This is a genomic window from Vibrio sp. 10N.222.52.B12, assembly GCF_002875385.1.
In the GTDB taxonomy this organism is placed as follows: Bacteria; Pseudomonadota; Gammaproteobacteria; order Enterobacterales; family Vibrionaceae; genus Vibrio; species Vibrio jasicida.
In genome coordinates, this window is the sequence record NZ_MDAW01000121.1 from 16,072 (window position 1) to 37,648 (window position 21,577).

Consider the following 21,577-nt stretch of genomic DNA (forward strand, 5'->3'; position numbering starts at 1 on the left):
TATCCTTTGGAACGCACGGCTTGTTTGTATCTGAATGAATGGAATAACGCACGGTCGTATGCATGCTTTTCTCCATAACTCATTCACACCAATCATGATTTTTCTTTTTTGTTAGGTTTTATGGCTGGACACATCCCACGCAGTTTTATTGATGACCTCCTAGCTCGACTTGATATTGTCGACATCATTGACGCGCGCGTGAAACTTAAGAAAAAAGGTAAAAATTACGGCGCTTGCTGCCCTTTCCATAACGAAAAGACCCCTTCATTCAGTGTCAGCCAAGAAAAGCAGTTCTATCACTGTTTTGGTTGTGGCGTGCATGGCAATGCCATCGACTTCATTATGGAGTTCGAGCGCTTAGAGTTTGTCGAAGCTATTGAAGAACTGGCGTCTTACCTCGGGTTAGATGTTCCTCGCGAACAACGCAGCGGTGGTGGCGGTCAGTTTCAATCAGGACCACAAGCCAGCAGCAGCGAAAAACGTAGCCTTTACGATTTAATGGGCAGTATTTCTCAATTTTATCGTAATCAACTCAAGCTACCAGCAAGCAAAGTTGCCATTGAATACCTAAAAGATCGTGGATTATCTGGCGAAATCGTCCAGAAGTTTGGCATCGGCTATGTGGCCGATGAATGGGACTTAGTCCGTAAGAACTTCGGCCAGAACAAAGATAACCAAGATATGCTAGTTACAGGCGGCATGTTGATTGAAAACGAAAAAGGTAACCGTTACGACCGCTTCCGTGGCCGTATTATGTTCCCAATTCGAGATCGACGAGGCCGAGTGATTGGTTTTGGTGGTCGTGTATTGGGCGACGGCACCCCGAAATACCTCAACTCACCGGAAACGCCAATCTTCCATAAAGGTAAAGAGCTATACGGCCTTTATGAAGTCTTACAGGCATATCGTGAACCACCACGAATTTTGGTGGTTGAAGGGTATATGGATGTTGTCGCGTTAGCGCAATATGGCGTAGATTACGCCGTTGGTACACTTGGTACTGCAAGTTCTAGCGAACATTTACAAACTTTGTTCAGACAAACTAGTACTGTAATTTGTTCGTTTGATGGCGATAATGCAGGCAAAAAAGCTGCTCGTGGCGCAATGGAACACGCATTAGAGTATTTAAACTCTAATAAAACACTAAAAGTAATGTTCTTACCTGATGGTGAAGATCCCGATTCTTTTGTTCGAACATACGGTAAAGAAAGACTCGAACAAGAGATGAACAATGCACTCTCTCTACCTGACTTCTTATTGAAGGATATACTCGAAAGAGTCGTGGATAACAGTAGCCGAGAAGGTAAGCGACATGTTGTTACTTTGGCAGCGCCTCTATTAGACAAAACTAAAGATCCCTCACTCAAGGCTTACCTTTGGAATGAGCTAGCGTTGAGAGTAGGCTGGAGTAACGACCAGATCGATAAGTTTCTTTTGGAATTGAGGCAACAAGGTGCTTTAAATAACAAAGAATCCGCAAGACCTCTGCCGCACAAAGAGATCAAACGAACTCCGATGCGCGAGGTTATCGCTCTACTTATTCAAAATCCGAGCTATGCTCAAATGGTACCGGATCTTTCCTCAGTGAGAGATTTATCCATACCAGGCCTAAGTTTATTTGTTGATGTACTTGATAAATGTCAGGCACATCCCCATATCAACACAGGCCAATTATTAGAGCATTGGCGAAATAGCCAAAATGAGACCCTTCTGTCTCGTCTGGCGAGCTGGGATATTCCGCTCGTAGAAGACAACCTTGAAGAAATATTTTTAGACTCACTGGACAAAATAATTGCCCAGTGCGTAGAAAAGCAAATTGAAAACCTGCAGGCCAAAGCAAGAAGTGTCGGTTTATCAGCCGAAGAGAAAAGGGAGCTGCTAGCTTTAATGCTAGATTTAAAAGCGTAACCCTGATTAATTAGTCAGCAACAATTAAATTTGCTATAGTAAGTGGTTTGCATTTCGCATACTAATTCCTTCACCAGATTACGAAGTTGGATACCGTCTATGGATCAAAATCCGCAGTCACAGCTAAAGTTACTTGTTATTAAAGGCAAGGAACAAGGCTATCTGACCTACGCCGAAGTAAATGACCACCTACCTGCTGAAATCGTAGATTCAGAACAGGTAGAAGACATCATTCAGATGATCAACGATATGGGTATCAAAGTAGTTGAAACTGCTCCTGATGCCGATGATCTAGCACTGAACGATGACACAAACATTACCGATGAAGATGCTGCCGAAGCCGCAGCCGCTGCACTTTCTAGCGTAGAAAGTGAAATTGGTCGTACAACAGACCCAGTGCGCATGTACATGCGTGAAATGGGTACTGTAGAGCTACTGACTCGCGAAGGCGAAATCGACATCGCAAAACGTATTGAAGAAGGTATTAACCAAGTTCAATCGTCTGTTGCTGAATACCCTGGCACTATCCCATACATTCTTGAGCAGTTTGACAAAGTTCAAGCAGAAGAACTTCGTCTAACTGACCTTATCTCTGGATTTGTTGACCCTGACGCAGATGACACTGCTGCTCCAACAGCAACGCACATCGGCTCTGAATTGTCTGAATCTCAACTAGACGAAGAAGACGCAGAAGAAGATGAAGAGAGTGATGACGATTCAGATGATTCTGAAGAAGATGTAGGTATTGACCCAGAGCTAGCGCTTGAGAAATTCAACCAGCTACGCAGCACGTACCAAAACCTTCAACTTGCGATCAACGAACACGGCTACGAAAGCCCGAAAGCAACCGTTGCAAACGAATTGATGCTAGACGTATTCAGAGAATTCCGTCTAACACCAAAACAGTTCGATCACCTCGTGAACGAGCTTCGTACTGCGATGGATCGCGTTCGTACTCAAGAACGTTTGATCATGAAGTCAGCGGTTGAATACGGCAAAATGCCGAAGAAATCATTCATCGCGCTATTTACAGGCAATGAATCAAGCGAAGCTTGGCTAGATGAAATTCTTTCATCTGATAAGCCTTACGCTGAAAAAATCAAACGTAGCGAAGAAGAAATCCGTCGTTCAATCATGAAGCTAAAAATGATTGAAGAAGAGACTTCTCTAAACGTTCAAAACATTAAAGACATCAGCCGTCGTATGTCTATCGGTGAAGCAAAAGCTCGCCGTGCGAAGAAAGAGATGGTTGAAGCGAACTTACGTCTAGTAATTTCTATCGCGAAGAAATACACCAACCGTGGTCTACAGTTCTTGGATCTAATCCAAGAAGGTAACATCGGTCTGATGAAAGCAGTAGATAAGTTTGAATACCGTCGTGGTTACAAGTTCTCGACTTACGCAACGTGGTGGATCCGTCAGGCAATCACTCGTTCAATCGCGGACCAAGCACGTACGATTCGTATTCCGGTACACATGATCGAAACGATCAACAAGCTAAACCGTATCTCTCGCCAAATGCTGCAAGAGATGGGGCGTGAGCCGCTACCGGAAGAACTGGCAGAGCGCATGCAAATGCCAGAAGACAAGATTCGTAAAGTACTGAAAATCGCTAAAGAGCCAATCTCTATGGAGACACCAATCGGTGACGACGAAGATTCGCATCTAGGTGATTTCATCGAAGATACAACGCTAGAACTGCCGTTAGATTCAGCAACTGCGACAAGCCTGAAAATGGCAACAAAAGACGTACTTGCAGGCCTAACGCCACGTGAAGCAAAAGTTCTTCGTATGCGCTTTGGTATCGACATGAACACTGACCACACTCTAGAAGAGGTTGGTAAGCAGTTCGACGTTACTCGCGAACGTATCCGTCAGATCGAAGCGAAAGCACTACGTAAACTGCGTCACCCAAGCCGCTCAGAAACTCTGCGCAGCTTCCTAGACGAGTAATCGAAGCGATTAAAAGCAAAAAAGGTGACCGAGTGTCACCTTTTTTATTATCGGTGAAGCTAAGTGAATAAAAACTAAGCGCAATTGCCCTACCTAGTGGCTAGACACCTTGCAACGCTTCCCCTATAATCGTTGACCTATTAAGGCCCCTTAGCTCAGTGGTTAGAGCAGTCGACTCATAATCGATTGGTCCCCAGTTCAAGTCTGGGAGGGGCCACCAAATTTCGAAAAGCTCGTAGAGAAATCTACGAGCTTTTTTTGTTTTTGGAAACGCGCTTCATTTAAGCCACTAAGCTTATTAGTTTTACGAACGTTCTAGCTCGCACCTTGAGGCTTGATACTCTTGTGTTGCAGAGACTAAGTCTGGGCGATTGATCGCTCTCCACAGAAAATAAGGGGGGATCAAGAACGCGACAAAATAAAACGATTCATGGAAAAACAATTGAGCCGTATCTTCTTGATGTTCACAAAACGCCACCAAGGCACATAAATCCAACAACACACTCAATGCACCGAACACCACAGAAACCACAATTGCTAAACCAAGCAATTCTCTGAGGTAATGTTTGTAAGCCATTCTAGTAATTCCTTCTAGCGAATAAGTGCGGTCAAAATTACGCCTCTAACCCCCTATCTGAATTGACTTTTATCAACTTCACGGCCGAACAAATAAGAACTTAGTTTTATAAAAGATCACTTGCACAAATAAGAAAAATAGCGGCAACTAGAATGCAATTGATTGAGCATTAAAAAAGCCAATCAAATGACTGGCTTTTACTTTTTTATTCAGTGGATAGTAAGACGTAGAGTTAATCGGACAAGTAATATTGAACGGTTGAAACAACGCGTACTTTTTTAATATAAGGCGTGTTGCTATCACGATCGTAAATGGAAAACTGACCTTGCGTCGCACGCTTGATTTTACCAAGCGAGCTTTGTGAATCTTTCGCGAACTTCTCTGCCACTTCACGAGCGTTCTTAGTCGCTTCTTCAATCATGTCTGGCTTGATGTCATTAAGCTTAGTAAAACTGTATTCAATGCGATTTGCATAAGGATCTTGGTTAAGCAACACACCCTGTTTGCCTAGCTCGCCGATTTCATTGATAGCCGCTCTAACGACATCAATGTTCTGGCTGTAGACCGTCACCGTTCGATTGGCTAAGTAACGATACTCAATGTCCTGTTCGTTGCTATATTGCTGTGCTTTGCGGTCTGTTACGGCTGGAGAGGATAATGAGAAGTTGGATTCATCCAGTCCCTTTGCTGCGAGAAAATCGAGTACTAGCTTCGTCTGTTGATCAATCTCATCAAACATCGTCGGCATGTCATTACTCGCTACGGTAAACTGAATCGGCCAAATCACCGTATCCGCGGGGTACTCACGTTCAGATAGCCCTTTCACGGTAACCACTCGCTCGTAAGCTTTGTACTTAATCGCCGTCTGTTGGATAAAAAAACCCAGGACACCAAGACCAATGATCAGGCTTAACCCCAGCCATACTGACGACTTATTGGTAATTCGCTCCATTCATACTCCTAATTTCGCTCAATCAATCAATTTGTTATGTCGATAAGATAGTCTAGTTATGGCAATAAAATAGCGACCGAAAGCTAAATTTGTGTCATATCGCTCGAAATGATGAGCTCGATAACATAAAATCGAACAGTGTTTTATTTTTGAATTTATCAGTATGTTGAAAACAAAATTAATATTGCTCTGTGGACTGCTGCTCTCCAGCTTTTGTGTCAGTGCCAACGAGTTTGCAGCTGAAGAATCATTAGCTGAAGAGCAAGTTACTAATGAAAACACCATTGAAGAAAATGCACAGGCTTGTTCAGAAGAATCGTGCACGGGCAAAGGTTTTGATGGACGTATACTGCTAGAAAACGAACCCACCAAGCAGGTGCTGAGCTCGCTAGAAAGCCTGGGTGAAACACTCAACTCTCTTAGTATCCTCATGTTTGCTGGTGATAAAGCTTAAACTTCCCAATACCACCTTCATTATGCTTCGCCTTTGGTCAACAAAGCGTCACCACTTTGTCACTAAAGGCTCATGCTTTTGCCTCTGAACTGTCATCTGTAATTTCTACTATCCAATCAGCAACTTATATGCTGAGGTAAATATGGATAGTTCAACCCCTTTTCGTCTCCCACGTAAAACGCCTTTTGGCATTGGTGAAAACGTTGCTGAATGGGCAACTGGTTTAAACCAACTTGATAAATTCTACGCCCAACGCCCCGTTAACGCCGATACCAAAACTTTTCTTCGCTTCACGCTGGATATCTTAGGTATCGACTATCGCATTGCTCATGGTTCACTCGACTCAGTTCCTAAACAAGGTGCTACCGTCATTGTGGCGAACCACCCGCTTGGTTGTGTGGAAGGCGTGATCTTGGCTGAATTACTGTTGATGGTCAGAGACGATATCCAAATCCTAGCCAATCAATACCTTAAAACCGTGCCGGAGTTAGATCAGCTCTTTATTGGTGTTGATGTGTTTGAAGGCAAAGACGCCGTTAAATCGAATATGAAAGCCCTGAGAGCTGCCAATAAACACCTCGCCAGTGGCGGCTTATTGCTTGTCTTTCCTGCCGGCGAGGTTTCCCAGTTAGTCGATGCCAAACAGCAACGCTTGGAAGACAAAGCGTGGAGTCGAAGCGTAAGCAGCCTAATCCGAAAAAACAAAGCAACAACAGTTCCAGTGTTCATCAGTGGTCAGAACTCGAAACGCTTCTATATGGCAGGGAAAATCCATCCACTTTTGCGTACCCTAATGCTCGGGCGGGAGCTACTGAACAAACAAGCACAAACTATCGATTTATCTTTTGGCCAAGCGATCAAATTCAAAGAGCTACACACACTTAACGATGATCAAGTGGTGAACTATTTACGGCTCAACACTTACTTACTCAATCGTGAAACCCAATCGGTAAAACCCTCTGCTTCATCAGAACAACTCTCTCCAATAGCGGCAGGGTTACCCGTAGGCGAATTGCTTGAAGAGCTGAACAGCTTACCAAAAGAGTCCAAGCTGCTAACAAGTGGTGAGTTCGATGTCTACTGCACGGAGTCGCAGAATATCCCTTCCCTACTGCATGAAATTGGTCGCCTACGTGAGCTCAATTTTCGACAGGTTGGTGAAGGGACGGGACTAGCAATAGACATTGACCATTTCGATCATGATTACCTGCATCTGTTTGTGTGGGACAGAGAAAACCAATGCTTGGTGGGCGCGTATCGTTTAGGTCTAGTTGATCAACTGATTGAAAAGCACGGCGTAGCAGGCCTGTATTCACGAACGTTGTTTAACTATGACCAACGCTTTATCGACCAAATGGGTAAATCCATCGAGATGGGGCGCTCAGTGATTGCGCAGCAATATCAAAAGAGCATGAGCGCACTACTGCTGCTCTGGAAAGGCATCGCAACCTTCGTGCATCAAAACCCTGATTACACTCACCTATTTGGTCCGGTAAGCATTAGCAACGACTATAGCGATACTGCACGCCAATTGCTGGCTCAATCAATGACACTGCACCACTACGACAACAATTGCGCAGAGTACGTCACACCTTCTAACCCACTTCCTGAGCACCACCGTGACTGGAACACCAGCATGCTTACCGCTCTGGGGGACTTACAGTTATTATCACGCGTTATTGCCAGAATTGATGAAGGGAAAGGTGTCCCCGTTTTGCTGCGTCAGTACTTAAGCCTCAATGGCAAACTGGTGTGCTTCAATGTCGACCCTGCATTCAATAACGCTCTAGATGGTTTGATTACGGTAGATTTGCGCGATGTTCAAGAAAAGACGTTGGCAAGGTATATGGGACGCGAGCAAACTCATGAGTACCTCACCTACCATGCTAATAGCAACCATAAGTAAGAGCAGTGAGTAAGAAGAGAGTTGTGAGTCAATAAAAAGCAATGTAGCGACTCTCTTTTACTTTTCTATCAATTAGATAAGAACACTTCGTGAAGTATGCCGAAAAGACTCTTATAAATACATTCTATCGAAGAATCGCAATGACATTGATCACACCAATCCCGTCGCAAACTTTCACAAAACACCAAAAGCGACTCAGATCACACTTTATACCCAGACCAAACCAGCACAAAATGTGACATTGATCGTTACTGGTATTTAATTTGAATTTCAAAAGAAATCAAAGGTGATCAAGGTCACAAAGTATTTTGATTTTAAATTTGTCAGAAGATCGAATTGATCACTAAGATTTTTATTGACAGATTTGAAAGTGGCTTTTTGTTATTAAGTTACAAGTTAATAAGTTGAACTTGGTCACTTAAAAACCGTTTCTCAGCCTAAGAAATGCGGGCGTAGATCACGAAAAACCCGTTGTCAGTTCCAATTGGAAAATGTGTGGTAAATTGATTGGGTACTAAGCAATCAAACAAACGGTTTTGGCGAACCGTTTACTACAACAAGATTCATCAGAACATCGAACGGGGAATTGTTATGATATCACCAGATGCCAAGATCAAGATACAAAATTTTGGTCGTTTTCTGTCAAACATGGTAATGCCAAACATCGGCGCGTTTATCGCGTGGGGCTTTATCACTGCTCTATTTATCCCAACTGGATGGCTACCAAACGAAACGTTAGCCTCTATGGTTGGCCCAATGATTACCTACTTGCTGCCACTACTTATCGGTTACACCGGTGGTAAATTAGTTGGTGGCGATCGTGGTGCGGTAGTCGGTGCAATCACAACAATGGGGGTGATTGTCGGCACAGACATCCCAATGTTTATGGGTGCAATGATGGTCGGCCCAATGGGCGGCTGGGCTATCAAGAAATTCGATAACTACATCGATGGTAAAGTAAAAAGTGGCTTCGAGATGTTGGTTAACAACTTCTCTGCGGGCATCATCGGCATGCTATGTGCGATCCTTGCTTTCATCTTTATCGGTCCATTCGTAAAAATTCTTTCTGGTGGCTTGGCGGCAGGCGTTAACTTCCTAGTTTCTGCTCACCTACTACCACTGACTTCAATCTTCGTTGAACCTGCGAAGATCCTGTTCCTAAACAACGCGATCAACCACGGTATCTTCTCTCCACTAGGTATCCAACAAGCGTCTGAGACAGGCCAATCGATCTTCTTCCTCATCGAAGCAAACCCAGGCCCTGGTCTAGGTATCCTGCTAGCTTACATGGTGTTTGGTAAAGGTACGGCTCGTCAAACTGCAGGTGGTGCGTCAATCATCCACTTCTTCGGCGGTATCCACGAGATTTACTTCCCATACATCCTAATGAACCCTCGCCTAATCCTTGCGGCTATCGCAGGTGGTATGACTGGCGTATTCGTTCTAACTATCTTTAACGCAGGTATCGTTTCTCCAGCATCGCCAGGTTCAATCTTTGCAATCTTGTTGATGACTCAGAAAGGTTCAATCGTTGGTGTACTAGCTTCTATCGCAGCAGCAACAGGCGTGTCATTCGCCGTAGCAGCACTGCTAATGAAGACACAAACGTCAACAGAAGAAGACGGTGATGAAGCAGCACTAGAAAAAGCAACATCACAAATGAAAGACATGAAATCTGCATCCAAAAACGATGCGGTGGTAAACAGCCAAAGCAAAGGTGACGTAGACCTAGCGACAGTACAAAGCATCATTGTCGCTTGTGATGCGGGCATGGGCTCAAGCGCCATGGGTGCGAGCATGCTACGCAAAAAAGTTCAAGACGCGGGTCTGAACGTCCACGTAACCAACCTTGCTATCAATAGCTTACCAGAGAGTGCAGATATCGTGATTACTCATAAAGACTTAACGGATCGTGCACGTAAGCATGCTCCAAACGCACACCACATTTCATTGACGAACTTCCTAGACAGCGAAATGTACAACCAGCTAGTAACTAAATTGCTAGCCGCTCAAAAACAATCCGCAGCCAATGACGACCAGATGGTAAAAGTATCGGTCATGGCTGCGAACGATGACAGCTTTGAAAAACAGCAACCATCGGTATTCCAAATTCAGCGCGAAAACATTCACCTAGGTTTGAAAGCAACCAACAAAGAAGAAGCGATTCGCTTTGCAGGTAACAAGCTGGTTGAACTAGGCTACGCAGAACCAGAGTACGTAGACGCAATGTTTGAACGTGAAGCACTGGTTTCAACCTACTTAGGCGAATCTATCGCAGTACCTCACGGCACCGTTGAAGCGAAAGACCGCGTGAAGAAAACCGGCATTGTAATCTGCCAATACCCATCGGGTATCCAATTTACTGAAGATGACGACGATGTAGCGAAACTGGTTATCGGTATTGCCGCTAAGAACGATGAGCACATCCAAGTAATCACCACCATTACGAACGCGCTCGATGAGCCGGAAGCAATTGAGAAGCTAACTAGCACCAACGATGTGGAAGAGATTCTGAACATCCTTGGCGGCCAGCAAGCGGCTTAATCACTCCCTTTAATTTGCTCCTGAGCAAACCGAGGTCAGCTGTCACCCCCTATGCGGTTGGCCTCACCCTAGATTCGTTTTAGTCAACATTTTAGACATTGGTAGGTAAGAATTATGAAAAACGCAGTTCATTTTGGCGCAGGTAACATTGGTCGTGGCTTCATCGGTAAACTATTAGCAGACGCAGAAGTCGAGGTGACGTTCGCAGACGTTGACGCTCCACTCGTCGACCAACTGAGTCACAAGCAAGAATACAAAGTAAAAGTGGTCGGTACTGAGTGCCAAATCGACACAGTAACTCACGTCACCGCGGTTAACTCAGCCAGTGAAGATGTCATCGACCGCATTGTAAAAACCGATTTGGTAACAACAGCAGTGGGCCCTAACGTACTGGACATCATTGCAAAAACCATCGCTACCGGCATTGCTAAACGCTTTACAGCAGGTAACGATAAACCATTGAACATCATCGCATGTGAAAACATGGTTCGTGGCACCACACATCTAAAAGGTGAAGTGTACAAACACTTGGATGAATCATTGCACGCAAAAGCAGACGAGTTGGTTGGCTTTGTCGATTCCGCAGTAGACCGTATCGTGCCACCAGCAGAAGCGGCAAACGATGACCCACTAGAAGTAACGGTAGAAAGCTTTAGCGAATGGATTGTGGATGAACAGCAATTCAAGGGCGAAATCCCTGACATCGCGGGCATGGAAAGAACCAACAACCTAATGGCATTCGTAGAACGCAAGCTGTTCACTCTCAATACAGGTCACTGTATTACCGCTTACTTAGGTTGCTTGAAAGGCCATCGCACTATTCGTGAAGCGATTGAAGACCCAAGCATTCATGCTGAAGTAAAACAGGCGATGCAAGAGAGTGGTGAAGTGCTGATCAAACGTTACGGCTTCGACCGTGACATGCACAACGCCTACATCGAGAAGATTCTAGGACGCTTTGCCAACCCTTACTTAGTGGATGAGGTTGATCGCGTAGGTCGCCAACCAATTCGCAAATTAGGTGCAAACGATAGATTAGTGAAGCCTTTACTCGGTACAATTGAGTATAGCACTGAAAATAAAACACTTTTGAAAGGCATTGCCGCTGCGTTGAAGTACACTAACGACACTGATCCACAAGCCGTAGAGCTACAAAACTCATTAAAAGAAGTGGGCGTGAAGAAGACGCTAGCGACATACACGGGTCTTGCAGAAAACAGTGCTGAAGTGACTCAAATCGAGACACTTTATAACCAACTTTGATTTACCTAGGGGAGCTTGGCTCCCCTTCTATATCCATCTCCATGAAGAGTTGGGATAGCTAATAATTAGAAATGTATTCAGTATATGGCAGATAACATCAACGAAACCGAGATCATTGAGCGATTAAACAGCGCACCATCGGTACGAGGCTTTTTCATTGCAGCAGTCGACGTTTTTAACGATTCGATCGACGGGTTAGTGCAAAGAATTTTTCGTAAAGATAACTTCGCTGTTCAATCGGTTGTCGGTCCGCTGTTACAAGACTCGGGACCGCTGGGCGATCTGTCTGTTCGTTTGAAGTTATTGTTTGGCTTGGGTGTGCTTCCCGATGATATTTACCACGACATCGAAGACATCATTAAGCTCAAAAACCATCTCAATAGCGACGCTTCTGACTATGAGTTCACTGACCCTAATATTCTAGATCCAATCAAAAAGCTGCATTTGGTGAAGAAGATGGGCATGGTGCAACTGGAAGTCAACGAACCAGATGACGACATCGACCTTGAGTTTTATCAGCTACAACTGCAACGTCAGCAACAAATCATTAAGTCGGGGCTCTCACTAGCCATTGTCGAGATCTGCAATGAACTCGGCAAAGAGAGCCCATTCTAAGGGTACATTTTATACCCAAGCTACCTTCAAAAGGATTCGAGATTGCTTAGGTATAACAAGATAACAATGTCAGCCGCTCTACACCCAAAAACGTAGGAGCCCTACCCAATGTTAAAAGCTGTACTTTTTGATATGGATGGACTGATTTTCGATACCGAATCCATCTACAAGCAAAGTTGGCAATACGCCGCTACCAAGCAAGGCTTAACCATCACCGATGATTTCTACCAGCAGTTCATCGGTGTCCAAGACCCTGAATGTGAAAGAATACTCTCTGAGCATTTTCAAGACGCCATCGATATGCCGAGCTATAAAGCCGTGCGAGATGAACACTTCCATAATCTAAGAAATCAAGGCATTGCGCTCAAACCCGGATTCGACGCACTGTTTTATACCATCAAACAGCATGACTTATTAACCGCGATTGTCACCTCTTCTCACCTTCCAGAGGTAAAACACAATTTCGCGGGCAGCGAGTACCTTGCGCAGTTCGATTTGGTGATTACCGCCGAAGATGTGGAGCGCGGTAAACCAAACCCTGATTGCTATCAAATGGCTTATCGCCACTTGGGTGTGGACGCCAAGCAGTGCTTAGTATTGGAAGATTCGAACAACGGCATCAAAGCCGCACTCGCTGCAGAATGCCAAGCTGTAATGATTCCGGATTTACTTCCACCTCTGCCAGAGCTCAAAGACAGAGTCATCATTAAAGCGTCTCTTGAGGAAGTGATTCCCCTTCTGAGTCAGTTTTAGCCGCTGGAAGTATCAAGCAAAACTGGGTTTGGCCATCTTCTGAAATGACGCTGATGCTTCCATCGTAGGCGTGAACAATCGATTGAGTGATCGACAAACCCAGCCCGGCTCCCACGCTACCTGAATGTTGGCGAGACTTGTCGACCCGATAAAAACGGTCAAACAGATACGGCAGGTTTTGCTTGGGAATTGCCTCACCAACGTTGCTGACGGTTATCTTCACAAGTTCATCAACCTGCTCAATATCAACCGAAATCGTCGTCTCGTCATACGCATGACGAATCGCGTTGGACAATAAGTTACTGATAGCGCGCTCAAACATGTTTCGGTCCATATACAGCATCGCCTCACCTGAAGTGGTAATGCCCAGCGCTGAGTCTTCCGCCAGTATTTCGAAGTACTCGATCAAATGAGCCACTTGTTCATGAGCCGCGAAGTGCTCGTTGTGTCGATGGATCAGTTTGTTTTCTGCTTTGGCGATATACAGTAAGTCATTGATGGTTTTGGTTATCCGTTCAAGCTCTTCCAAAGTAGAAGCAATCGCTTCTTGATATTCCTCAGAACTGCGTGCAGCGCCAAGGATTACTTGGTTTTGAGTAGTGATGTTAGTTAGCGGCGTTTTAAGCTCATGAGCAATATCGGAGGAGAACTCACTCAAACGATGAAAGCCTGTTTGTAATCGATCCAACATCGCATTGTGCTTTATCGCTAACTCTCTTAGCTCGATCGGCAACGTCTCAGGGTCAATACGAATATCTAACTGTTCAAGGGTAATATGTTGGATGTGTTTGTTTAAGGTAAGAATCGGCCTCAAACCTCGATTTACAATGGTTCGGCTATACAGAGCAGAAGCTAAAAAAGCGAAGCCCAACGACCAGAATAGAATCCACCCCAGTTTATTGAGGAACAGTATATGGTGGTTAATGCTGGTGCCTATCACCACAGTGACATCTTTAGCTTTAAAGGCGAAGGCTCGAATATCCAAAGAGTCTTCATGCCATTCAATCGCATTGTTTTGATTCAAAATCTGCGGTGAGCTCAAGGTGATAGACAGTTTGTTAGGAATAGAAAGCGTTGAGTTTTTGTAGGTCTGCTCTCCTTCCTCAAACGCCCACATGTAAGCGGAGCTGTTGTCGATAAGCAGATAAGCCGACTCAGGAGAAACCATCATGGTCTTCTCTATCGCATTATATTTGCTGACCATTTCGTTATAGTCTTGAGTAAAGAAATGTCGCTCGATGGTGTAATAGAGAATAAAGGCTAAAGCGAGGTACACCACCAGCGTCGTGCCGACAAACATCAGCACGAGTTTGTTTTGCATGGATAGGTTGGCTGGGCGTTTAAACATCTAGCGCTTCCAGCTTATACCCCATCCCTCTGATGGTATGAATCAAAGGTGTTTCAAATGGCTTGTCGACTTTATTGCGCAGTCGTTTGATAGCAACATCAATCACGTTCGTATCGCTATCAAAGTTCATGTCCCATACCAATGACGCAATGGTGGTCCGTGATAACACCTGACTTTCTTTACGCATCAAAAGCTCAAGCAACGCGTACTCCTTTGCCGTTAGCGTAATACTTTGCCCACCTCGCGTTGCCACTCGCTTCATCATATCGAGCTCTAAATCCGCAATTTGCAGTGTCTGAGAAGAGGTCTGTACACGAGAGGAAGTATGATGACGGAAAACATTCTGAATGCGTGCTAGCAGCTCAGCAAACGCATAAGGTTTTACCACGTAGTCGTTCGCTCCTAACTCAAAGCCACGCACGCGATCTTCTATCTGCTCTTTGGCAGTAAGCATAATAACTGGGGTATGAATGTCGCTACTGCGCAGCGTGTTGAGCACTTGCCAACCATCGAGCTTGGGCAGCATGATGTCGAGAAGAATAAGATCATAAGGTTCACTGGTTGCGTGATACAAACCATCGACACCGTCGCGAACCCAATCAACAACGTAGCCTGATTCCACCAGCCCTTTTTGTAAGTATTCCCCTGCTTTTACTTCATCTTCGACAATCAGTAGTTTCAATTTCAGCCCTCTATCTCAACGGGGTGCGCTCGGCATTCGCGATCACAAAAAGAGTACGACACAAATTGCATCATACTCTTTTCATTCCATATTTTTATCGATTACTGTCGCGCTGCGCGTAGTTCACTTTTACGTTCACAGTACCTTGATATTCCAATTGTCCCTGCTCATTCATGCGCTCTTGTACCGTAACAAAACCACCGTCTTGAAGGTGCGTGCTGTTTCTTGCGACATCGAAAGTCACGATGTTCAACTCTTTATTGAGCTCATGAGACGACATGTCTTTTAAAGAGTTTAGTTCAGCTAAGGCTTGTTGATAGGCCGCATCTGAGGTTGCTGTTGGCTCAACAGAAATGGTCTTCATTTCTTCACGGCTAATGTATTTTCCACCAGTGAAAGTCGGTTGAGCAAATGCTGATGCGCTAGTGATTGCCATTGTTGTTACAAGGAGAGCGGTTTTCAGTGCTTTCATGTTGATGACCTTTGAGTGTGTTTGTTTTCAATGGCTTCATTATTCAACAACGCACCTGACATCAATCTATCGTGAAGATGACATTTTTGTCATAAACCAAAATAGCGATTGATTACTGATAATCAGCTTACTCAGATCTCGTAAGTCAGACCGAAATGGAACTTATAGTCGTCTTTCTCTGGCACTACGCCTTCAGCATCGGCTTTGGTATCGGAGATATGGTCCCAAATGGCTTTAATGCTGAGTTCAAGATCATCAACCAGATCGATATCAAAACCAAGCTCGTTGGTATGACGAGCACCACCCGCATCATTGCTCGCCCAATTTAGGTTGTAGGTATGACTTAAATCGATGTCGTCTGTCAGTTCATACTCAAAATTGGATTCGAAGGTTAAAGTGTTACTGGTCGCATCGCCTGACTCCCCTTCTTCTACCGTTTTAAAGTCGGTGTACTGGTAACCCGGACCGATGGAGACATCCCATTCTGTCTGCGAATTGGCAATGATGAAATAACCCATCTGCATCGAGGCGTTGACTTGGTAATCAATATTTTGGAACTCATCACTAAGCAGCGAGAGCTTAAGCGGCCTAAAAAATAGACGGTTGCTTAGGTAAATGTCGTAGGAACCATCAAACGAACTGTTATTGGCTGTGGTCTCATCATTCGTCTTGGAGTTTTCATGTTTGGCTTTTAGCTTAGTGCGCGATCCCACCGTGTTCCGTTCTGCATCGACTTCACCTAACAGTGAAAACTCATCCGTGTTGCCTTTGCTTATGTCCAACCCTAAAAAGATCTCGGTAGTCCAATGATCAGAATCTTTCTCAGCTCCTCGATAGATCGAAACCACGTCGGAAACAGGGAACGACAATTCTTCTCCATCATTAATCAAATATAATTCGTCTTCACGAATCGACAAATAGCCATCGTAGATGTCACCACTAGAAGTCCGGATGGTAAAGAAACTTGCCGTTTCTAACACCGCAATGTCTTCCAGTTCGATCTCTTGATCGCCAAGATCATCACTATCGAATTCAACCTCTTGATCGAACGAATTGGTTTCTTCCTTGATCGTACCGGTCAATTCTCCCTTGATTACTTCGCCAGATTTGAGTTGCAACCAGTCATCGCTTTCATCGATGAATACGGTTTGGCTTTTGCGCTGTTCTGCTTGTGTTTCTTCCTCTGCCATCACTGATGGATGGTAAAGCGAGGACGCGATACATAAAGCCAAGAGTTTGATTTTCATAATGACCTTTTCAGTTCAATTGAAACCGCATCAGTGGGATTACGATAGTGATGCAGACCGCTCAACGTGTCAGAAAGTAAACAAGTGAATGTCAACGTATTGCGCATCATAACCGTGTCTACAGACATAAAAAAAGCGAAGTCATGTGACTTCGCTTTAGGTTCTGGCTACTTACATAGCACAACATAAGCAAGTGTAATCTTAATCACACCTTGTAGTAGTTACTCTACCGTTACCGCCTTCGCTAAGTTACGAGGTTGGTCTACGTCCGTACCTTTGATCAGTGCAACGTAGTAAGAAAGCAACTGCATTGGAATCGTGTAGTAGATTGCTGCTGTGATTTCGCTTACGTGTGGCATCTTGATGATCTTCATGGTCTCATCGCCTTCAAAGCCAGCGTCTTCATCTGCAAATACGTAAAGCAAGCCACCGCGAGCACGCACTTCTTCAACGTTTGATTTCAGTTTCTCTAGAAGATCGTTACTTGGTGCAACGACCACAACTGGCATGTCAGCATCAATTAGCGCTAGAGGGCCGTGTTTCAGCTCACCTGCTGCGTACGCTTCTGCGTGAATGTAAGAGATCTCTTTCAGTTTTAGAGACGCTTCCATCGCGATTGGGTAGAACTCACCACGACCTAGGAACAGTGTGTGGTGTTTATCTGCGAAATCAGGTGCTAGTGCTTCGATTTCTTTTTCGAAAGACAGCGCTGCATTGATTTGCTTTGGAAGGGCGTGAAGTGCTTCTACGATCTCTTTTTCTTTCTCTTTGCTGATGCGGTTTTGTTGCTTACCAAGAGCGGTTACCAGCATCAGTAGCGCTGAAAGCTGAGTCGTAAACGCTTTAGTTGATGCCACACCAATTTCCACGCCTGCACGGGTCATAAATGCAAAGTCAGATTCACGAACCAAAGAAGAACCCGCTACGTTACAGATGGTCATTGCCGCCATGTAACCTTTCTCTTTTGCTAGGCGAAGAGCTGCTAGCGTATCAGCGGTTTCACCAGATTGAGAAAGCGTGATCAATAGGCTGTTTGGACGCGTTACAAACTTGCGGTAACGGAATTCAGAAGCGATTTCTACGTCACAGCTTACACCTGCAATGTCTTCGAACCAGTAACGCGCGGTCATACCTGCGTTGTAAGACGTACCACATGCAACGATCTGTACGTGCTCAACTTTGCTTAGGATTTCTGCCGCGTTAACACCTATTGCTTCAGTGACAACAGAATCAGCCGTGATACGACCTTCCATTGTGTTGATCAGCGCAGTTGGTTGCTCGTAAATTTCTTTCTGCATGAAGTGACGGTATTGACCTTTATCACCCGCATCGTGTTCAGCGTTTGATTCTGTAATTTCGCGTTCTACACGCTCACCTGTTGCATCAAATACAGTCACGTCACGGCGAGTGATCTCAGCTACGTCACCTTCTTCTAGGTACATGAAACGGCGTGTTACGTTAAGGAGCGCAAGTTGGTCAGAAGCAAGGAAGTTTTCACCCACACCAAAACCAATGACGATTGGACTGCCTGAACGTGCCACTACGATGCGTGAAGGGTCTTTACGATCCAACGCTACCGTGCCGTATGCGCCATCCAATTGTTTTGCTGTCTTCTGTACCGCTTCTAGTAGCGTTTCTGAAGTACGAAGCTCCCACTCAACCATGTGAGCGATAACTTCAGTATCCGTTTGAGATTCAAATACGTAACCACGAGATTGAAGCAGTTCACGTAGCTCTTCATGGTTTTCGATGATGCCATTGTGTACCACTGCGATGTCACCAGACATGTGTGGGTGTGCGTTCACTTCTGAAGGTTCACCGTGTGTTGCCCAACGAGTGTGCGCAATACCAGTACCACCGATCACTTTCGCTTCGTCTACTGCGTCGGCCAGCTCTTGTACCTTACCTAGACGACGAATACGCGTTAAATTTGTCTCACCATCAACAATCGCAACGCCCGCAGAGTCGTAACCGCGGTATTCCAAGCGGCGTAGGCCTTCAACTAAAATTTCTGCAACATCTCGTTGTGCTACTGCACCTACGATTCCACACATGTGTTTATCTCCGTTTGTAGTTTTGTTCTTCCCTGGGCATGATTTCAAATAGAGGCAGCAAGCAAAGGCCTTTATCCAGAGGGAAGTGAAATATGAAACTGATTACATTATAAGATTAGGCGCAAATAACCTTAACGCCATGTTGTTCAATCTGTACTTTGTGTTCTGGTCGTAACTCTGCATCGGTAACCAACACATTAATTTGGTCCCAAGCGAGTTCTAAGTTCGGGATCTTGCGTCCCACTTTCTCAGACTCAATCATGACAATGACTTCACGAGACACTTCTGCCATGACTTTACTTAAGCCAATTAACTCATTAAACGTGGTAGTTCCGCGCTCTAAATCGACACCATCAGCACCAATAAATAACTGGTCGAAGTCGTAAGCACGTAATACAGATTCGGCTACTTTGCCTTGGAAGGATTCTGAGTGCGTATCCCAAGTTCCGCCTGTCATTAACAAGGTTGGTTCGCTCTCTAATTCGTTAAGTGCATTGGCGACATGCAACGAGTTGGTCATGACAACCAAGCCTCGTTTATCATTTAATTGCTGAATCAGCGCAGCCGTTGTACTGCCACTGTCGATCACAATTCGGTTATGTTCTCGGATCAGTGATGCCGCTGCTTTTGCCAGACTTAACTTTCGACTCGAAACATTTGGACTCATTTCTTCATGGATAACTTCCGTTGGAATCGCAATGGCGCCACCGTAACGGCGCAAAAGTTGTCCGTTTTTCTCTAAAGAAGCTAAGTCCTTTCTAATCGTGACCTCTGAGGTTTCAAATTTTTGTGCCAGCTCATCAACGCTGACTTCCCCAAGCTCATTTACTAGGTTAGAAATGGCGTGTCTTCTTAATTGAGTGTTTCGTTTCGACATTTAAGTTTTGACTTTAAGTTTCGACTTGAAACTTATTATAGTCAAATCGAAACTTTTAAGTCCATTTATTTCGATCCAAAAAATTAATATTTCTCGTTAAAACCTTGTCCTAAGACAATTCTTAAACAGTGATATTGGATTCATTCGGTGGTAGAATTCGCCACCGAAAAGAAAAAAAATTACAGAATTGACGGTTATTTTTTTGCAACTTTCTGCATATAAAGTGGGATTAGTCACAAAAAGGTAACCAAAATCGCCGATCTTTTAGTCATAAAATGACTAAACTTGGTGAAAGACTTTCAGAATCTGAAGTTCTAATAATGAGGCGGAAAATCGGTGAATGGCAGGCACTAAATGCCATCAAAAGCGCCTAACTTCAGACTAAATAACCGACTTTCAAATTGTAACTATACTTACCGGAGAGTATCTTCCATGAAAAAGACCAAAATCGTATGTACGATTGGCCCTAAAACTGAATCTGTAGAGAAGCTAACTGAACTAGTAAACGCAGGCATGAACGTTATGCGTCTTAACTTCTCTCACGGTGATTTCGCAGAGCACGGCACTCGTATTGCGAACTTCCGCGAAGTAATGGACAAAGTAGGTAAGCAACTTGCTATCCTTCTTGATACTAAAGGCCCAGAAATCCGCACTATCAAGCTAGAAGGCGGTAACGACGTAGATCTAGTAGCTGGTCAAGAATTCACTTTCACAACTGATACTTCAGTTGTTGGTAACAAAGAGACTGTAGCGGTAACTTACGCTGGTTTCGCAGCAGACCTAAACGCTGGTAACACAATCCTAGTAGATGACGGCCTAATTGAAATGGAAGTTATCTCTACGACTGAAACAGAAGTTAAGTGTAAAGTTCTTAACAACGGCGCACTAGGCGAAAACAAAGGTGTTAACCTTCCTGGCGTTTCTGTTCAACTTCCAGCTCTTTCTGAGAAAGACAAAGCTGACCTTAAATTTGGTTGTGAGCAAGGCGTTGATTTCGTAGCTGCTTCTTTCATCCGTAAAGCATCTGACGTTAAAGAAATCCGTGAGATCCTAGACGCAAACGGCGGTAACGATATCCACATCATCTCTAAGATCGAGAACCAAGAAGGTGTAGATAACTTCGACGAAATCCTAGAGCTTTCTGACGGTATCATGGTTGCTCGTGGTGACCTAGGTGTTGAAATCCCAGCTGAAGAAGTAATCTTCGCTCAGAAAATGATGATCGAGAAGTGTAACCGTGCACGTAAGATGGTTATCACTGCAACTCAAATGCTTGATTCTATGATCAACAACCCACGTCCAACTCGTGCAGAAGCGGGTGACGTTGCGAACGCAATCATGGACGGTACTGACGCAGTAATGCTTTCTGGTGAAACTGCTAAAGGTAAGTACCCAGTTGAAGCTGTTACTATCATGGCTCAAATCGCGAACCGTACTGATTCTGCTCTTAAAGCTGAACTAGGTTCTCGTCTAGACAGCCCACGTCTTCGCATTACTGAAGCAGTATGTAAAGGCGCAGTAGACACAGCAGAAAAACTAGCAGCTCCTCTAATCATCGTTGCAACTGAAGGCGGTAAATCTGCACGTTCAGTACGTAAATACTTCCCAACTGCAAACATCATTGCACTGACAACTAACCAAAAGACAGCTGCTCAGCTTGTTCTTACCAAAGGTGTTCGTCCAGTTCTTGTTGAGTCTATCGACAGCACAGATGCTTTCTACAAAATGGGTAAAGAATACGCTCTTGAAGCTGAATTCGGCAGCAAAGGCGACATCGTTGTTATGGTTTCTGGTGCTCTAGTAGCTTCAGGCACAACGAACACAGCTTCTGTACACGTTCTATAAGACTGAAGAATTCAATCATCAGTTAAATAAAAAAGAGGGCTTCGGCCCTCTTTTTTTATATATTTAATCTTGCCCTCATAATCAGTACGCTGTATTATCAATCACAACCGAACTACGTACTGTTTAG

The 21,577-nt window shown here is 44.5% G+C and carries 17 protein-coding genes and 1 tRNA gene; 10 read left to right on the forward strand and 8 right to left on the reverse strand.

Annotation, left to right across the window (positions count from 1 at the left end; all coding sequences use genetic code 11):
- Window positions 1–120: 120 nt before the first annotated feature.
- The 3 genes from dnaG to BCT11_RS14145 all read left to right on the forward strand — a co-directional run bounded on the left by dnaG (window position 121) and on the right by BCT11_RS14145 (window position 4,081).
- Complete coding sequence (dnaG, locus tag BCT11_RS14135) at window positions 121–1,908, forward strand: DNA primase (RefSeq protein ID WP_102388563.1); 1,788 nt, start codon at window positions 121–123, stop codon at window positions 1,906–1,908.
- Between the two features lie 99 nt (window positions 1,909–2,007).
- On the forward strand, window positions 2,008–3,861 hold the full coding sequence (gene rpoD / locus BCT11_RS14140) for an RNA polymerase sigma factor RpoD (protein ID WP_102388564.1): 1,854 nt from the start codon (window positions 2,008–2,010) through the stop codon (window positions 3,859–3,861).
- A 144-nt stretch (window positions 3,862–4,005) separates the two neighbouring features.
- Window positions 4,006–4,081, forward strand: a tRNA-Ile gene (locus tag BCT11_RS14145).
- An 84-nt stretch (window positions 4,082–4,165) separates the two neighbouring features.
- Here BCT11_RS14145 and BCT11_RS14150 read toward each other — a convergent pair.
- Window positions 4,166–4,438, reverse strand: coding sequence for a hypothetical protein (locus tag BCT11_RS14150; protein WP_038866173.1), 273 nt, complete (start codon window positions 4,436–4,438; stop codon window positions 4,166–4,168).
- Between the two features lie 232 nt (window positions 4,439–4,670).
- Window positions 4,671–5,390 (reverse strand): SIMPL domain-containing protein, encoded by a 720-nt coding sequence (locus BCT11_RS14155; protein WP_054756221.1) that lies wholly within the window; start codon window positions 5,388–5,390, stop codon window positions 4,671–4,673.
- A 163-nt stretch (window positions 5,391–5,553) separates the two neighbouring features.
- On the opposite strand from BCT11_RS14155, the gene BCT11_RS14160 reads away from it, so the two are divergent.
- The 6 genes from BCT11_RS14160 to BCT11_RS14185 all read left to right on the forward strand — a co-directional run bounded on the left by BCT11_RS14160 (window position 5,554) and on the right by BCT11_RS14185 (window position 12,925).
- Window positions 5,554–5,844, forward strand: coding sequence for a hypothetical protein (locus tag BCT11_RS14160; RefSeq protein WP_042605341.1), 291 nt, complete (start codon window positions 5,554–5,556; stop codon window positions 5,842–5,844).
- A gap of 142 nt (window positions 5,845–5,986) precedes the next feature.
- Complete coding sequence (locus BCT11_RS14165) at window positions 5,987–7,750, forward strand: GNAT family N-acyltransferase (protein WP_102388565.1); 1,764 nt, start codon at window positions 5,987–5,989, stop codon at window positions 7,748–7,750.
- 591 nt (window positions 7,751–8,341) lie between these two features.
- Window positions 8,342–10,294, forward strand: a complete 1,953-nt coding sequence (locus BCT11_RS14170) for a PTS mannitol transporter subunit IICBA (RefSeq protein WP_102388566.1) — start codon at window positions 8,342–8,344, stop codon at window positions 10,292–10,294.
- A gap of 114 nt (window positions 10,295–10,408) precedes the next feature.
- Window positions 10,409–11,557, forward strand: coding sequence for a mannitol-1-phosphate 5-dehydrogenase (locus BCT11_RS14175; RefSeq protein ID WP_038878278.1), 1,149 nt, complete (start codon window positions 10,409–10,411; stop codon window positions 11,555–11,557).
- 84 nt (window positions 11,558–11,641) lie between these two features.
- Window positions 11,642–12,172: an MltR family transcriptional regulator gene (locus BCT11_RS14180; protein WP_005437418.1), complete on the forward strand. Its 531-nt coding sequence runs from the start codon at window positions 11,642–11,644 to the stop codon at window positions 12,170–12,172.
- A 108-nt stretch (window positions 12,173–12,280) separates the two neighbouring features.
- Window positions 12,281–12,925: an HAD family phosphatase gene (locus BCT11_RS14185; protein WP_042605338.1), complete on the forward strand. Its 645-nt coding sequence runs from the start codon at window positions 12,281–12,283 to the stop codon at window positions 12,923–12,925.
- On the opposite strand, the gene BCT11_RS14190 is transcribed toward BCT11_RS14185, so the two are convergent.
- The 6 genes from BCT11_RS14190 to BCT11_RS14215 form a co-directional block, all read right to left on the reverse strand.
- Entirely contained in the window at window positions 12,879–14,273 is a 1,395-nt protein-coding gene (locus BCT11_RS14190) for a heavy metal sensor histidine kinase (RefSeq protein WP_042605337.1), read from the reverse strand. The genes BCT11_RS14185 and BCT11_RS14190 overlap by 47 nt on opposite strands.
- A complete protein-coding gene (locus tag BCT11_RS14195; protein WP_042605336.1) occupies window positions 14,266–14,955 on the reverse strand; it encodes a heavy metal response regulator transcription factor in 690 nt (229 codons plus the stop codon). The genes BCT11_RS14190 and BCT11_RS14195 overlap by 8 nt, the downstream gene beginning before the upstream one ends.
- A 94-nt stretch (window positions 14,956–15,049) precedes the next feature.
- Window positions 15,050–15,427 carry a DUF3316 domain-containing protein gene (locus BCT11_RS14200; RefSeq protein WP_042599770.1) on the reverse strand — a complete coding sequence of 126 codons (378 nt, stop codon included), beginning with the start codon at window positions 15,425–15,427 and terminating at the stop codon, window positions 15,050–15,052.
- A 131-nt stretch (window positions 15,428–15,558) separates the two neighbouring features.
- Entirely contained in the window at window positions 15,559–16,674 is a 1,116-nt protein-coding gene (locus BCT11_RS14205) for a DUF481 domain-containing protein (protein ID WP_102388567.1), read from the reverse strand.
- Between the two features lie 221 nt (window positions 16,675–16,895).
- Complete coding sequence (gene glmS / locus BCT11_RS14210) at window positions 16,896–18,728, reverse strand: glutamine--fructose-6-phosphate transaminase (isomerizing) (RefSeq protein ID WP_038866157.1); 1,833 nt, start codon at window positions 18,726–18,728, stop codon at window positions 16,896–16,898.
- A gap of 115 nt (window positions 18,729–18,843) precedes the next feature.
- Window positions 18,844–19,605, reverse strand: coding sequence for a DeoR family transcriptional regulator (locus BCT11_RS14215; protein WP_102388568.1), 762 nt, complete (start codon window positions 19,603–19,605; stop codon window positions 18,844–18,846).
- Between the two features lie 432 nt (window positions 19,606–20,037).
- Between BCT11_RS14215 and pykF the strand changes: the two genes are divergently transcribed.
- On the forward strand, window positions 20,038–21,450 hold the full coding sequence (gene pykF, locus BCT11_RS14220) for a pyruvate kinase PykF (RefSeq protein ID WP_038866152.1): 1,413 nt from the start codon (window positions 20,038–20,040) through the stop codon (window positions 21,448–21,450).
- Window positions 21,451–21,577 lie beyond the last annotated feature (127 nt).

What these genes read in the sequence shown, in the direction of transcription:
- dnaG (WP_102388563.1), top strand. Translation starts at nt 121, where the DNA reads ATGGCTGGACACATCCCACGCAGTTTTATTGATGACCTCCTAGCTCGA.
- rpoD (WP_102388564.1), top strand. Translation starts at nt 2,008, where the DNA reads ATGGATCAAAATCCGCAGTCACAGCTAAAGTTACTTGTTATTAAAGGC.
- BCT11_RS14150 (WP_038866173.1), bottom strand. Translation starts at nt 4,438, where the DNA reads ATGGCTTACAAACATTACCTCAGAGAATTGCTTGGTTTAGCAATTGTG.
- BCT11_RS14155 (WP_054756221.1), bottom strand. Translation starts at nt 5,390, where the DNA reads ATGGAGCGAATTACCAATAAGTCGTCAGTATGGCTGGGGTTAAGCCTG.
- BCT11_RS14160 (WP_042605341.1), top strand. Translation starts at nt 5,554, where the DNA reads ATGTTGAAAACAAAATTAATATTGCTCTGTGGACTGCTGCTCTCCAGC.
- BCT11_RS14165 (WP_102388565.1), top strand. Translation starts at nt 5,987, where the DNA reads ATGGATAGTTCAACCCCTTTTCGTCTCCCACGTAAAACGCCTTTTGGC.
- BCT11_RS14170 (WP_102388566.1), top strand. Translation starts at nt 8,342, where the DNA reads ATGATATCACCAGATGCCAAGATCAAGATACAAAATTTTGGTCGTTTT.
- BCT11_RS14175 (WP_038878278.1), top strand. Translation starts at nt 10,409, where the DNA reads ATGAAAAACGCAGTTCATTTTGGCGCAGGTAACATTGGTCGTGGCTTC.
- BCT11_RS14180 (WP_005437418.1), top strand. Translation starts at nt 11,642, where the DNA reads ATGGCAGATAACATCAACGAAACCGAGATCATTGAGCGATTAAACAGC.
- BCT11_RS14185 (WP_042605338.1), top strand. Translation starts at nt 12,281, where the DNA reads ATGTTAAAAGCTGTACTTTTTGATATGGATGGACTGATTTTCGATACC.
- BCT11_RS14190 (WP_042605337.1), bottom strand. Translation starts at nt 14,273, where the DNA reads ATGTTTAAACGCCCAGCCAACCTATCCATGCAAAACAAACTCGTGCTG.
- BCT11_RS14200 (WP_042599770.1), bottom strand. Translation starts at nt 15,427, where the DNA reads ATGAAAGCACTGAAAACCGCTCTCCTTGTAACAACAATGGCAATCACT.
- BCT11_RS14205 (WP_102388567.1), bottom strand. Translation starts at nt 16,674, where the DNA reads ATGAAAATCAAACTCTTGGCTTTATGTATCGCGTCCTCGCTTTACCAT.
- glmS (WP_038866157.1), bottom strand. Translation starts at nt 18,728, where the DNA reads ATGTGTGGAATCGTAGGTGCAGTAGCACAACGAGATGTTGCAGAAATT.
- BCT11_RS14215 (WP_102388568.1), bottom strand. Translation starts at nt 19,605, where the DNA reads ATGTCGAAACGAAACACTCAATTAAGAAGACACGCCATTTCTAACCTA.
- pykF (WP_038866152.1), top strand. Translation starts at nt 20,038, where the DNA reads ATGAAAAAGACCAAAATCGTATGTACGATTGGCCCTAAAACTGAATCT.